Annotated in this window: 15 protein-coding genes; 12 read left to right on the top strand and 3 right to left on the bottom strand. The window is 51.3% G+C overall.

Annotation, left to right across the window (positions count from 1 at the left end):
- Nucleotides 1-33 precede the first annotated feature (33 nt).
- From ACLD72_RS05055 to ACLD72_RS05045, 3 genes are all read left to right on the top strand, one after another.
- Nucleotides 34-969, top strand: coding sequence for a DUF1848 domain-containing protein (locus ACLD72_RS05055; RefSeq protein WP_410996355.1), 936 nt, complete (start codon nucleotides 34-36; stop codon nucleotides 967-969).
- Between the two features lie 17 nt (nucleotides 970-986).
- Entirely contained in the window at nucleotides 987-2,258 is a 1,272-nt protein-coding gene (locus tag ACLD72_RS05050; protein WP_410996353.1) for an MFS transporter, read from the top strand.
- 262 nt (nucleotides 2,259-2,520) lie between these two features.
- Entirely contained in the window at nucleotides 2,521-3,192 is a 672-nt protein-coding gene (locus ACLD72_RS05045) for a hypothetical protein (protein ID WP_410996351.1), read from the top strand.
- A 99-nt stretch (nucleotides 3,193-3,291) separates the two neighbouring features.
- Here ACLD72_RS05045 and nfi read toward each other — a convergent pair whose 3' ends face one another.
- The gene (gene nfi, locus ACLD72_RS05040; protein WP_410996349.1) at nucleotides 3,292-3,966 is read right to left on the bottom strand and encodes a deoxyribonuclease V; all 675 of its coding nucleotides are present in this window, start codon (nucleotides 3,964-3,966) and stop codon (nucleotides 3,292-3,294) included.
- A gap of 112 nt (nucleotides 3,967-4,078) precedes the next feature.
- On the opposite strand from nfi, the gene ACLD72_RS05035 reads away from it, so the two are divergent.
- The 4 genes from ACLD72_RS05035 (at nucleotide 4,079) to ACLD72_RS05020 (ending at nucleotide 6,247) form a co-directional block, all read left to right on the top strand.
- A complete protein-coding gene (locus tag ACLD72_RS05035; protein ID WP_410996347.1) occupies nucleotides 4,079-4,603 on the top strand; it encodes an SMI1/KNR4 family protein in 525 nt (174 codons plus the stop codon).
- Nucleotides 4,604-4,645: 42 nt separating this feature from the next.
- Nucleotides 4,646-5,605: a hypothetical protein gene (locus tag ACLD72_RS05030; protein ID WP_458475587.1), complete on the top strand. Its 960-nt coding sequence runs from the start codon at nucleotides 4,646-4,648 to the stop codon at nucleotides 5,603-5,605.
- 261 nt (nucleotides 5,606-5,866) lie between these two features.
- Nucleotides 5,867-6,061, top strand: a complete 195-nt coding sequence (locus tag ACLD72_RS05025) for a hypothetical protein (RefSeq protein ID WP_410996343.1) — start codon at nucleotides 5,867-5,869, stop codon at nucleotides 6,059-6,061.
- Between the two features lie 54 nt (nucleotides 6,062-6,115).
- Nucleotides 6,116-6,247, top strand: coding sequence for a hypothetical protein (locus ACLD72_RS05020; RefSeq protein ID WP_458475586.1), 132 nt, complete (start codon nucleotides 6,116-6,118; stop codon nucleotides 6,245-6,247).
- Between the two features lie 114 nt (nucleotides 6,248-6,361).
- Here the strand turns inward: ACLD72_RS05020 and ACLD72_RS05015 are convergent, their stop codons facing one another.
- Nucleotides 6,362-7,132, bottom strand: a complete 771-nt coding sequence (locus tag ACLD72_RS05015) for a response regulator (RefSeq protein WP_410996341.1) — start codon at nucleotides 7,130-7,132, stop codon at nucleotides 6,362-6,364.
- Nucleotides 7,129-8,367, bottom strand: a complete 1,239-nt coding sequence (locus ACLD72_RS05010) for a PocR ligand-binding domain-containing protein (protein ID WP_410996339.1) — start codon at nucleotides 8,365-8,367, stop codon at nucleotides 7,129-7,131. Before ACLD72_RS05010 ends, ACLD72_RS05015 begins: the two co-directional genes overlap by 4 nt.
- Before the next feature lie 1,089 nt (nucleotides 8,368-9,456).
- On the opposite strand from ACLD72_RS05010, the gene pduA reads away from it, so the two are divergent.
- The 5 genes from pduA to ACLD72_RS04985 are packed head-to-tail and all read left to right on the top strand — an operon-like array spanning nucleotide 9,457 to nucleotide 12,725.
- Nucleotides 9,457-9,741 (top strand): propanediol utilization microcompartment protein PduA, encoded by a 285-nt coding sequence (gene pduA, locus ACLD72_RS05005; RefSeq protein ID WP_124333160.1) that lies wholly within the window; start codon nucleotides 9,457-9,459, stop codon nucleotides 9,739-9,741.
- 15 nt (nucleotides 9,742-9,756) lie between these two features.
- The gene (pduB, locus tag ACLD72_RS05000) at nucleotides 9,757-10,599 is read left to right on the top strand and encodes a propanediol utilization microcompartment protein PduB (RefSeq protein WP_410996337.1); all 843 of its coding nucleotides are present in this window, start codon (nucleotides 9,757-9,759) and stop codon (nucleotides 10,597-10,599) included.
- 43 nt (nucleotides 10,600-10,642) lie between these two features.
- Complete coding sequence (locus ACLD72_RS04995; RefSeq protein ID WP_410996335.1) at nucleotides 10,643-11,272, top strand: BMC domain-containing protein; 630 nt, start codon at nucleotides 10,643-10,645, stop codon at nucleotides 11,270-11,272.
- Nucleotides 11,272-11,931, top strand: a complete 660-nt coding sequence (locus tag ACLD72_RS04990; protein WP_410996535.1) for a phosphate propanoyltransferase — start codon at nucleotides 11,272-11,274, stop codon at nucleotides 11,929-11,931. Before ACLD72_RS04995 ends, ACLD72_RS04990 begins: the two co-directional genes overlap by 1 nt.
- A 5-nt stretch (nucleotides 11,932-11,936) precedes the next feature.
- On the top strand, nucleotides 11,937-12,725 hold the full coding sequence (locus tag ACLD72_RS04985; RefSeq protein WP_410996333.1) for a hypothetical protein: 789 nt from the start codon (nucleotides 11,937-11,939) through the stop codon (nucleotides 12,723-12,725).
- Nucleotides 12,726-12,736 lie beyond the last annotated feature (11 nt).

Genomic DNA, 12,736 nt, shown 5'->3' with positions numbered 1-12,736 from the left:
CTTGAATTTATGGTGAACCGAAGGTGAGTAAAGTTGATTATTAGCGCCAGCAGAAGAACGGACATCCCGGCCTTTTTCGGAGATTGGTTTATGCGCAGAATTGCCGAAGGGTATTTTCACCGGGTCAACCCGTTTAATTACAAGCAGGTAACGGCCTTTAGCCTATTGCCCGAAGATGTGGACGGCATGGTGTTTTGGACCAAAAACCCCAAACCGTTCATGAAGCATTTGTCTCTATTGGACGATAAAGGTTACATGTACTATTTTCAATACACACTAAATGATTATCCGGAAATTTTTGAGCCTAATTTGCCCCCCGCTGCGAACCGCGTGGACTATTTCCGCGAGTTAAGCGAGCGGCTTGGGGCAAACCGGGTCATTTGGAGATACGATCCGATCATCATCAGCAATATCACCCCTGTGGAGTACCATCTTGAACGCCTGGAACGTTTAGCTGGCCAACTGGAAGGGTACACCCATCGATTGGTGATAAGTTTTATGGATTATTACGGGAAAACCGTGGCGAGATTTAATAAACTGCAGCAAAACCATGCGGTGTTATGCACCGATATTACTTTGCCCGATTATAGAGAACGAATGGACGAATTTGCCGCAAACATAAGCCGTATTGGAGCCGCTCACAGTATTTCTGTGGAGACTTGCTCGGAAGCCGCCGATTTGGATCACTGCGGGATTCGTCATGGCAGTTGTATTGATGCCCGGCTCCTTTCAAGCATCATCGGGCGGGATCTGGATTATGCCAAAGATAAAAATCAGCGGGATACTTGTCTTTGCACCGCAGCGGTAGACGTAGGCGTATACAATACGTGCAAGTTTAACTGTCAGTATTGTTACGCGGTTCAAAGCGAAAACGCCGTGGCCAAAACTTTGCAAAATCATATCATAGACAGCCCGTCTCTAATTTATAAATACAGTGAGGATTTGAAAATTCACAAGAAAAAGAATTAGGCAAAGAAGGTTCCGGCATGTATCATAAATCCTTTTATTATTTATGGAGTACGCAAACCATAGCCAACATGGCCGATTTGTTATATACGCTCGCTTTAACGATATTGGTGCTGGATACTAGCGGATCGATTATTGTGACTACGTTAATCCCGTTTATCACGGTCATCTCGCGCCTGATCAGCGGTTTTTTTGCCCCGCTTTTGATCAACCGATTCAGGTTGCCTGCTTTGTTGTTCATCTCGCAAATGGGGCAATTTGTACTTTTCGCTTGTCTGATGGTGTATCTATGGTTTGATCAATCCGGCGGGCCGAACTTGATTTTTATCCTTATCATTGTGTTGCTTCTATCATTTCTCGACGGCTGGTCAACGCCATCACGCAATGCTTTGGTTCCCCGGTTGGTGGATGACAGCGGATTGATGAAGGCGAATACGCTGATTTCCACATCCGATCAAATCGTCCAATTTGCCGGCTGGGCCTTTGGCGGGATTCTGCTGTCCTTTGCCGGGCCGCTCAACGTTATAAGCGTTGTAGCAGTTTGTTATGGATTTGCCATGATATTCACCATTTTTGTTACGGATCCAACCGAGACCCCGCGAACCTCCGTATGGAGCCTGAGAAGCGGCCAGAGGCATAACGTTGCCGAATCTTCGGATTGGCAGGCGCTGAAGGAAGGCTGGGTACTCCTTTGGAAATCAAGAAGGCTTCGCTCCCTATTGATTATGGATGCCACCGAACAATTTGGGGGGGCGGTCTGGGCCGGTTCCTTTATGCTCGTTTTCGTGATCGATGTCTTAAAACAAGGCGAACAATGGTGGGGGTATATCAACGCGAGTTATTTTGGCGGGTCGGTACTGGGTGGTATCGTCCTGATTATGCTGGTTAAACGGCTGGAAAACAAAATTGTCGCCGCCTTGCTTTTTGGGACTTCCGGTTATGCGGTAATCACAGCCTTGTACGCTGTTAACACCGTGCCTGTCATCGCTTTGCTTATTGTGTTTCTGACCGGGCCGATGACGGAGCTTTCCAATATCTGCAGAAGAACGCTGGCGCAAAGAAGCGTTGACCCGCAATTGCTGCCCAAAGTGTTCAGTGCGCAGTACACGGTGCTAAGTTTAATTTACGGAATCTCCTTAATGTTGATGAGCGTGGTTGCGGACCTTTTTGGCGTGGTGTGGATATATCTGCTGGCGGCTGTGGCCAGCGCGATGGCTGTTGTTGTGGGGCGGACGAACCGCAGAGCGTTTGAACCAGCACCGGCGGCGGAGCAAGCCACGTTGTCGAATTAATGAACTAAAAAAACTCCAATAATGCGATGAAGGAATTGTCACAGCCTTTCCGCTTCCCGTAAGGGGGCGGGAAAGGCTGTTATTTTAGCTGGACCCCGTATTGGTGGTATATAATATATAAATGCAGAAAAGGAGGTTTTGAAATGATCATAAACGACCCGACTTTTGGATTATTACATAGAAAGAAGACAAGATATTGAAGTGGGCTTTCAGGATGTGGTGATGTGAAAGTTAGCATATTAAGAAAGAAGTTGTGATTCGGATGAAATACAAGTTAATATGCGGTTTGTTTTTGCTAATATTGTTGGTTGCATGTAATACAGACCGAAGCAAAGAAAATATGGTTGTTGAGCCCAAAGCTCCGGCAAAAATAGAATTGCAAAATTATCAGGGATCATGGACAGATGCAGATTTTAATCAATATACGTGCAGTGATTGTCTAAATAGCATAGAGATATCTGTGAATGAAAATCGCAAAAATGAAGGGGCTATTAGCATATTCTTATATAATCCAGGCAGATTGACGGATTCAACGGCTGATTTTCAGTTGGTGGACAACAAGGCTGATTTTATATTTGATGACGATGCGGGGAAGGGGAAGGGAACCGTTACTTTTTTAGAAGATGAAATACATATTCGGCTAAGCTTGGAGCAAGCGATTGATGAGTTGAATGAAGTATATGATAAGGAGAGAATACTCGTTAGGGATCCTTATCAGGGATTAAAACGATACGATCCTCTCGAGCTTACCAAGGATTATTTGCATTTGAAGGATACGAGACTTCTAGAGCTTAACAGCAGTGTGGAATGGAACGAAGAACTAGAAGCCGGCCCGGAAGTCGAGATCGTGAATAGAAAAGATGAATCGGGCAAGGTAATAGAAATGTACCAAGTGAACACGTTGAATAAAAAAATTGAAGAGCTGGAGATGTGAATTTTTATTGTGCAGGGAGCCGGTGGCCGCCGGCTCCTTAAGCATATCGCACCGTATGCCTCAATTATACGAACAAAAATAAGCAGTCTTAATGGAGATTTATTCCGCCATCGTCTTTCGCACCAACTGATCGGCCAGCCGGGTCGTTTCCGGCAAACGGTATTTGGGCGCCAGCATTAAGATCCACTCGCAAGCTGTGCTTAAGGATATCCGGTGGCCAACCGATACGAAGATCGGCTTGATACTGCGCTGCGTTCTGAGGACATGTCCGATCACTTCACGCCCGTCCGTGAGCGGGGAGAAGGCGCCTCTGTGCAATTCCGGCTCCTTATAATCGCCGCAAAGCCTGGTTTTCCCGCATCCGATGGCGGGGATATCGTAGAGCACACCTAAATGGCAGGCCAGTCCGAACCGTCTGGGGTGGGCCAACCCCTGGCCGTCGCATACGACTAGCTGCGGGGGAGTGACGATCCGCTCAAATGCCTTGATGATCGGTGGAAGCTCCCGGAAGGAGAACAGCCCCGGCACATAAGGAAAGTGAACGGTATCTTCAACGACCGCAGATTCCACAGGCTTCAGAGTATCTGCTTCCAAAATGACAACCGCGGCGATTAAGCGGTCGTTTTGTTCGCTGTAAGCTACGTCTACACCGGCAATGTAACGGATTGGCTCAGAAAATGCATCCTGCCTGATCACTCTTGCAGCCAGTTCCCGCTGCAGTTGAATGGCTTCCGCTTCCGTCAAATCCCAGCGGTGTTCCCGAAGTATTTTCAATTTCGACTCCCCTATCATTTCTCTTCATATTAAACTTATTGTAGCAGATTCTAGTTTGATTTCGACATTGGCGCCGATATATATTGGTATATCTAAACGGGAGGTTTGAGACTTGTTAAAGCAGGCGGAACGGTTATGGAGCTTGATTATTGAAAAGGGGGAGGCTAAGGAGGACGGTTTTCAGGAGGCGCTAAGGCTGCGGCCCGGTGCCGATGAAGCGGAGTTCGAGCACGCCGAGAAGGCGCTTGGGTTGAAGTTTCCCGAGGAAATGAAAACTTTCTATCAAGTACATAACGGGCAGGACTCGGATCTGGGATCGGAGCCGTTCGTGAGAAATTTGACGCTCAGCCCGCTCGGGGAAATTGTGGAAAATTGGAACTTCCTGCGGGAAGAGTTTGAAGCGGATGAAATGGAGCCGGACATTGGGCAAGAAATCAAACCGCTGTTATGGAATGACAAGTGGATTCCGATCGCGTATAACGGCGGCGGGGACTACCTGTGCCTGGACATGGACCCGGCGGAAGCGGGCCAAGTCGGACAGGTGCTCTACTTCTGGCATGATTGGGGGAACCGTTCCGTGGAAGCGGCTAGTCTGTTTTCTTTTATTCAAATGTGCCTGGAAGAAGATGACGAATAGAAAGGCGGGGCGGTCAACCACAAATCTGGAAGGAGAACGATGATGTTCAATGAGAAGCTGATGGAAGGGAAGCTGCAGGCTTTTGCCGCAGCGAGCCAGGAGCAGCGCCAAGAACGGAAGGAGATGCTGGTTGAAGAGATACTGGCGTCCGGTGAAGCACAAGGCGCGGTCCTCTGGATCGCGGATCGTTTGGCAGGGGCCGGGCAGATCGATGGAAGTACAGGTTTCATCGCCGAATTAAAGGACTACGAGTTTACGGCTGACCTATTGGAAGTGGCTTATGAAAGCTTGCGGGCGGACGGCGTTGCTTTCATGGCGTATGTTGTCCCTGCGGCGCGTCTCATGCATATCGCAAAAAAGGCAGCCGACAAAACGGAAACCGAACTTTATGTCCAGTACCGGGCCGCCGCGCTCGTGGATGAAATGCTGGCTCTGGGCGTTGCTTTGCCAGAGGAAGCGCTGAGACTGTTGCTGTCTCAATACTATAGCGATACGCAAACGGAAGAATTGAAGTGCCGCGTCTGGTGGAGAGTGGCGGAGCGGGGGATCGATATCTCCGGACGGATCAACGCGCTGCTGACGAATTTTCATAACTATGAAACTCCCGAACTGGCCGGGAATAGTTTAATGGCTTTATGGGCGGCCTTGCGGAAGGGATTTTTTGACTCTCCGATTCCGGACAGCGATAAAACCTGCCAGATTTGGCTGTGGCATTTGGTGACGGAGCTTGTTTCCAAGCTAAAACCGAAGTACGACGAGAATACCCGTTTAGGGAGCGTAGGCTGCCTGCTGGAGGCCGCAAGCATGTACCCGCAGACGCAGCGGCTGATCCTGGAATGCATGGAAAACTGGGGGATCAAAGAGCCGAAACGGCCGCGCGGCGATTTTCAGCTCGATCTTAAGGCGCTTTATGACCGCTGTCGGAATCATCCCGGCACTACCTGCTTGCCCGATAATTACGTGATTACGAAAAAAGGGATTATGATGATGGCACGCCAGTAGATAAGCTTGCGTAAAAAACGCAGGCCAGCATTCTGCACGCGATGGATCTGACTGCACGCGGCTAACGGACACGAAAGCCCTTATTTGCCCGAAAAAGCGGCGTTTTAAATTCTAACGGACCAGTGAGCTCTTATTTGCGCGAAATAGGAGGAAAAGGCGGGCTTAGATGCCAAATAAGGTCTGTGGTGTCCGTTACACTCCGCAGGGTGTTAATTTCGCCGAAATAACGACGCTGCGGTCCGTTAGAATGGGAGGAAAAGCATGAAATATTTTGAGGAGGCCAAGTACCTGTGGCAGACGTATGTTCCTCCGCAAGGTCAAGCGGAGACTGTTCAGGACGAACCGATTCGAGCCATCGAGAAACTTCGGGACGAGGCCCAAAGAAACGGCAACATCAACTGGGATAAAGGTTTTGTCAGATTTTGCGATTATGATTATATCGAGAAGACATTGTGAGAGTCCGAGGTGTTTGAGAAGAGCGCAAAAAAGGAAATCCGTAAGAGCGTCAAGATGCTCAGAAAATACAAGAGGCCGTATTTGGAAGACGACATCTACGATGAGTTGACAGACCGCATTGTGGAATGGTATTTGCAAAATAAAGAGCCGATTCCCAAGCCTTATGACCCAAAACTGTATCGCTAGGCGGAGGTTACGTAAGGGTAAGGGGGATCGATCAAGAATGGGAGACATCACCTTTATGCCGGACTGGCGTCCCCCAAAAAGCAGCGCTTCTCCAATCACTGGGGGATCGCTGCTTTATTGCCCTCTTATGCGCTCGCGCAGAGCCCGTTCGGCCTGCTTCTTGAACTGTAGCGGAGTCTGCTGTTCATATTTGAAGAAGACACGCGAGAAATAGGCCGCGTCCGAGAACCCCAGATCAATCGCCACCCGGTAAACCGGCAGGTTGCTGTGCAGCAGCATATCCTTGGCCCGGTTGATCTTCTGCACGGAGACGTATTCGGTAAAGGTGACCCCGGTGCGGCTTTTGAACAGGCGGCTGAAATATTGCGGATTCAGGTGAATGAAGGCGGCAACCTCAGACAAAGTCAGTTCGCTGGTAATATGCCGTTCAATATATCGCAGTGCCGTCGCAATCAGATCTTCGTCCGGCTTGGGAGTGGCAGGGGGTGTCTCTGCGTCCATAGCTTCGCCCGGATTCAAGGACTGGATCGCCTTATCGAGCGCAGATTTGAGCTGGTGGGGCGGCACCGGCTTCAGGAGATAGTCAATAACCCCACACTGCAGTGCTTCGCGGGCATATTGGAAATCACTGTAGGCCGTCAGAATAATCGTCTTCGTCAGTGGGAATCTGTGGATAATCTGCTGCTGGGCCTCCAGTCCGTTTTTCTCGGGCATGCGGATATCCATCAGCAGAATTTGCGGCCCCAACAGTTGTACCTTGTGGATCGCTTCCTCGCCGTTGAGCGCATCCTCCACCACCTCCAGGTCCAGCGGCAGCCTTTGAATGATTTTACGCAGGGCTATTCGCTCCAGTGGCTCATCCTCAACAATCATCAGTTTAATCACAAATGTTCATCCTCCATTCGGATCGGCAGATGTTCCTTCAAGCAGGGCAGGGTGATATGGACCAAGGTGCTAACATCCGACTCGCTGCGGATGCTAAGGCCGTACGATTTGCCGAAATAGCCGCGCAGCCGTTCATGCGTGTTGAACAGTCCGATCCCCGTATGTGTGCCCTTGTCCTCATCCCCGTTGGCGAACGCACGCAGAATATCCGGCTTAAAGCCTCTGCCGTTATCCGCAACCGTGATGACAATCCGGTTATCCGGCGTTCGGCAGCCGCTGATCCGCACGGTGCCGCCGTCACGCTTCTGCTCAAGTCCGTGGATGAAGGCATTCTCCACCAAGGGCTGGAGCACCATCGACGGGATGCGGTAATCCATAATCTCAGGATCGATTTTAATCTCATATTGAATCCGGTCGCTGTAGCGCAGAGTCTGGATGTAGAGATATTTCTTAATCGACTCGATTTCCGTGCGGATCTTGGGGAATTCCTCCACATTCTTCAGATTGTAGTGCAGCAGGTCGCAGAGGTTATAGATCAGCTCTTCTGTTTCCGGGGCATTTTCGATCAGGGCCATGCGGGCGATCGTGTTCAGAGTGTTGAACAGAAAATGGGGATTAATCTGGGCCTGAAGCTGCTTCAGCTCCATCGTTTTGGCTTTTTGCTCCAGCAACAGATTCTCGCGGCTTTCCTTGAGAAATTGCTCCTGCACCATTTTTTTCATACTGATCTCGGCAATATAGTTCGCAACAAAGGTATCGAAATTGACCGAATCCTCCAGGTATTGCCGGCTGACGAGCGGAATCTGCCCAATCGCCTCCAGTACCTTTTGCAGCGGCAGCCCGAATTCAACGGAGATGCGCTCGGCGTCAATTTTCGCACGGTCCGCTTCATCCGTCAGCACTTGCCCGCCCAGCACCGCCCCCAGAAAATAACCTTCGGCAATGATTGGCGCCACACAGTCCTGCAAACCCAGATGGCAGCGGTAGATTTGCGGTTCGCGGTGTTTCATCGCCAGCTTCCCTGCCTCATAGTCGCAACTGATGCATCTCCGCTCTCCTTCGCTGGAAGAACGCACCAGCTTGCAGAACGGGGAGAAATTGCTCCACGCGCCCATCGGATTACCTTCCGCGTCAATCGTAATAACGGGAAACAGCACGATTTTGGCCAGCTTCTCCTGTATGCTCTTGAATGCTTCCACTTCGATAATGTCGGCAAGTTGAATCACTTCGGACATGTTATCGCCATTCCTTTCAGAGGTTGTTCAAAAAGTCGTCTTTTGAAGATATAAGAAAGAAGTAACATCTAAGTGCCGGCTTCCTTATATCGCAAGAATAAATTACCCAGGGAGCGGTTTCGGCGTCGAATCTTGAATTCAGCCGGGCTCTAGCATATGCTTCCGAAGCATGTTTCCTGCGGAAACATTTTAGTTGCTCACGTACCCTCACAAGACTATGTTTCCGAAGCCGTTTTCTCCGAAAACGTTCAGCTCCGCTACTCAATCCCTAGTAGAATGATCCGGAAATAATATGGCTTATCTGCGGACAGGGGCCATGGATCACTTTGTTCTATATTAGTCTTGCGCTCAGTATCGTTCCCCATAAAATAGAGGAACTTTAGGGGCTTATTTTGCGAATTTGAGCCTATTCATCACCATAGGGGAACTTTAGGGTCTTATTTTTCGATGAACAGGTCGAAAGGCGGTCTTTCGCCACTAAATCGTGAGAATAGCGCCATAAAATTCCTCTATTTCACGCAACATGGGGGATATCGCTGAAATAGCGCCCTTTTTTTCCTTTATGTTGTCACCCGAGATCTTCAATAGACTAATTTTGCCGTTTTCTCAAGTCTTCATTTGCCATCATGCTAACGTTATTTCCAGAATCGTCTACTAGCTTCATCCGACCTAAAGCGTTTTGAAAAAACGCACTTCGGAAGCATATGCTAAGCGTTTTGAAAAAACGCACTTCGGAAGCATACGCTAAGCGTTTTGAAAAAACGCACTTCGGAAGCATATGCTTCGGTGCTGAAAAGCCGACTTTTTGAACACACACTTTCAGAGGTTTGAACACTTACTTTCACTGAACCCTGCTCCTCAGGCAAGGAGGCAGCTGTCAAGATAGTGGGATTATGCCACAGCTTATTTGTAAGCGCAATCAATTATTGCATATTAACTACATGTAATTTTTTGCCATGTCATTAAAGTACCAGGCAGCGAGTCGTAATAGTCCTGTTTTGAGTGGTTATAGTCAAATATTTGCGGCCCCGTTCTTCGTACAATGGGAGATGAATACGCAAGTTCAAATCTATGGAGGTGCGCAAAATTATGCGGCAGGAAGCACTCGGACTTATTGAAACAAAAGGGCTGGTCAGCGCAATCGAAGCAGCGGATTCAATGGTAAAAGCTGCAAATGTGACCTTGATTGGCTATGAAAAAATCGGATCCGGTCTGGTAACCGTTATGGTTAGAGGAGATGTAGGCGCTGTCAAGGCGGCAACGGATGCGGGAGTAGCTTCCGCAAAACGGGTAGGCGAGGTCATTTCGGTACATGTAATTCCAAGACCGCATATGGACGTTGAGAAAATTTTGCCGAAGCTGTCTGAACAATAAAACCGGGGTGAGAGTATGGATGAAGCAATTCTGAAGCAGGTGATTGAAGCGGTTGTCCAGGCAAGCCCCGGGGGTGTGCCTTCCGCCCCGGCAGCCGATGCTGCCGCAGGCTTTTCGCTGAACAACCAACAGTATACGGAAAAGAGGGAGCAAGACGTGACAAGCCATTACAACGCGATAACGGAATATGTCGGCTCAGCCATGGGGGATACCGTGGGCCTGGTGATCGCCAACCTGGACCGCCATCTGCATGAGAGCATGGGCCTGGACCCGAGATACCGTTCTATCGGCATCATCAGCTCGCGCACCGGCGCAGGCCCGCAAATTATGGCTGCCGACGAAGCAGTGAAGGCGACCAACACGGAAGTGGTCTCGATTGAGTTGGCGCGGGACACCAAGGGCGGGGCCGGACACGGCTGCACCATTATTTTTGCCTCCGAAGATGTCTCCGATTCCCGCCGGGCAGTAGAAGTGGCGCTCAAAGAGCTGCCGCGCACCTTCGGCGATGTCTACCCTTGCGATGCCGGACATGTGGAGCTCCATTATACAGCACGTGCGAGTCTGGCATTGGAGAAAGCTTTTGGCGCACCGGCGGGCAAATCCTTCGGTATTCTAGTTGGTGCTCCGGCTGCGATCGGCCTGTTGATGGCGGACACCGCACTCAAAACAGCCAATGTAGAGATTGTAACCTACGCTAGCCCGGATAAAGGTACAGCCCGCTCGAATGAAATTATCGTCACGATTACAGGCGATTCCGGCGCGGTCCGCCAAGCGGTGATCTCCGCCCGCGATGTGGGCGTAAGCGTACTAAGATCGATGGGCCACAACCCGGTATCGATGGCACAGTCTAATCTGTAGAGCAGCACAGGCATACATGTAAAACGTTGAAGGAGTGGCTACTGTGAATGAGAATGCCCTTGGTCTGATTGAGGTGATCGGTTATCCGGCGGCGCTGGAGGCTGCCGATACCTGTGTGAAATCGTCCCATGTCAAGCTGCTGGGCTACGAGAAAGCGCGGGACGGGCGGATCGTGGTCAAAATTACCGGAGATGTGGGTGCGGTCAAAGCTGCGGTAGAGGGAGCAAAGAACAGCGCCGGCAAGCTGGGGACGGTTATAGCGGCGATGGTCATTGCCCACCCGGCGGAAGGTATCGGACGGCTGGTCCATTCTCCTGAAACCGTATTCACCGAATCGGGGGCGGAACAGACGCCTGTAGAGCCGCTGGAGGAAACTGCGGGCGGGGAAACGGTAGCGGATCCGGAAGCGGAGCAGGCGCCCGTGGTCGAAGCTACGGATCAGGAGTTGCGGACGGAGCCGCAGTCAGAGCCGCAAGTACCGCATTCAGAGCCGCCAATACCGCAACAAGAGCAGCAAGAGCAGCAAGTAGAGCAAGTAGAGCGGAAAGAGGTAGAGGTCGGCTGCAATCTGTGCGGCGATCCGCTGTGTAGGAGGATGAAAGGCCAGCCGGTCACGCTCTGTCTGCACCACCGGCCGCGCTCAGCCAAAACAAATAAGGATGGTCAACCGTGATGGACATAAATAATCAGCTGGTACAAAGTCTTGCGGCGGAAATCGCGAGCACGCTTAAAGTAAAGGACCGCAGCTATAGCATCCCGGTTGGAATCTCCGCCCGCCATATCCATTTGGACCGCCAGGATATGGAGGTGCTGTTCGGAGCTGGCCATGAGCTGACGGTCAAAAGCAATCTGAAGCAGCCCGGTCAATTCGCCGCTTCGGAAACCGTCTGTATCGCCGGCCCCAAAGGTTGCTTTCCAAGCGTCCGCGTGCTGGGGCCGCTGCGGCCGTCCAGCCAGATCGAAATTTCGCGCAGCGATGCTTTTGCGCTCGGCATTAACCCTCCCGTCCGCGACTCGGGAGATACGGCAGGCGCTGCGAGCTTGTGTGTGATCGGACCCAAAGGCATGCTGGTGATGAACAATAAGGCGATCTGTGCCAAACGCCATATTCATATGAGTGAAGAGGATGCAACCCGGTTTGGGGTGAAGAACGGCGATTCAGTCACTGTGGAGTCGGCGGACTCCGGCAAGAAAATCATGTTTCATGATGTACGTATCCGCGCAGGCCGCGAGTTCGTGCTGGAGATGCATATCGATACCGATGAGGCAAATGCGGCAGAGGTGAAGAACGGAGACACCGTTCGGATCACTGCAGTGCATTCGCAAGGGTGAAGCCGATGGGCGCTGTGATGAACACCGAAACCTTAATCCGCCAGATGCTGGAGTCGTTGCTGCCCGCACTGAGCAGGAGAGTCGTTGTGTTCCTCAGCGGAGGCACAGTGAACGAAGACTGTGTAGCCAGGTTACTGGCGGATTATCCGCTGTACCGCTACAGTCTCGTCATCGATGACAGCCCCGGCTTGCCCCTGCTGGATGAGACGCTGCTGTCCCGGTTGTCCGCGCGCAGATTAACCGGGCTGGCCGAAATCGAGCAAGCCTTGCGCGAGGCGGAGCTGGTGCTGATTCCACTCGCTACCCGGGGTGCATTAAGCAAGATCGCGCTTGGCATCACCGACAGCCCGCTTACCGCTGGCATCGCCGCGGCGATCATGCTGCGCAAGGAGATCATTGCGGTCCGTGACGGCTATGATCCGCTACATACCGTGCAGGCCGCCGCCGGGATGGGCGGCAACGCGGCGTACAACAGGATGCTGCTGGGTTATGAGCGTACACTGCAGGACTTTGGCGTTAAGGTGGTCACACTCGCGGAGTTTCGCGAAACGCTGAGCACGTACGGACTGCTGGCGGAGGGAGACCCTGCCGCTGGCATTTCGTCAGGCAGCGGAAGGACAGCCGCCCAGAACCCGCCGAACGCCATCCATCTGCCGGATTCGGTCATCACCCTAGCCGATGTGCAACATATTCCAGGAGGGACGCTGAGCGCGCGGGAGGATGCCATCATCACACCGCTGGCCCGTGAGCTGCTGGAAGCGCGCAAGGTTGAACTCCGTTTTCTGAAGAAGTAAGTGAGCAACAA

This window comes from Paenibacillus lacisediminis, assembly GCF_046567315.2.
The sequence above is the reverse complement of the archived record's forward strand: the minus strand, read 5'-3'. Positions and strand labels throughout refer to the sequence as shown.

Coding starts and splice junctions, on each gene's coding strand:
- pduA (WP_124333160.1), top strand. CDS start 9,457: ATGCGGCAGGAAGCACTCGGACTTATTGAAACAAAAGGGCTGGTCAGC.
- ACLD72_RS05045 (WP_410996351.1), top strand. CDS start 2,521: ATGAAATACAAGTTAATATGCGGTTTGTTTTTGCTAATATTGTTGGTT.
- ACLD72_RS05025 (WP_410996343.1), top strand. CDS start 5,867: ATGAAATATTTTGAGGAGGCCAAGTACCTGTGGCAGACGTATGTTCCT.
- ACLD72_RS05020 (WP_458475586.1), top strand. CDS start 6,116: ATGCTCAGAAAATACAAGAGGCCGTATTTGGAAGACGACATCTACGAT.
- ACLD72_RS05030 (WP_458475587.1), top strand. CDS start 4,646: ATGTTCAATGAGAAGCTGATGGAAGGGAAGCTGCAGGCTTTTGCCGCA.
- ACLD72_RS04985 (WP_410996333.1), top strand. CDS start 11,937: ATGGGCGCTGTGATGAACACCGAAACCTTAATCCGCCAGATGCTGGAG.
- ACLD72_RS05050 (WP_410996353.1), top strand. CDS start 987: ATGTATCATAAATCCTTTTATTATTTATGGAGTACGCAAACCATAGCC.
- pduB (WP_410996337.1), top strand. CDS start 9,757: ATGGATGAAGCAATTCTGAAGCAGGTGATTGAAGCGGTTGTCCAGGCA.
- ACLD72_RS05010 (WP_410996339.1), bottom strand. CDS start 8,367: ATGTCCGAAGTGATTCAACTTGCCGACATTATCGAAGTGGAAGCATTC.
- ACLD72_RS04990 (WP_410996535.1), top strand. CDS start 11,272: ATGGACATAAATAATCAGCTGGTACAAAGTCTTGCGGCGGAAATCGCG.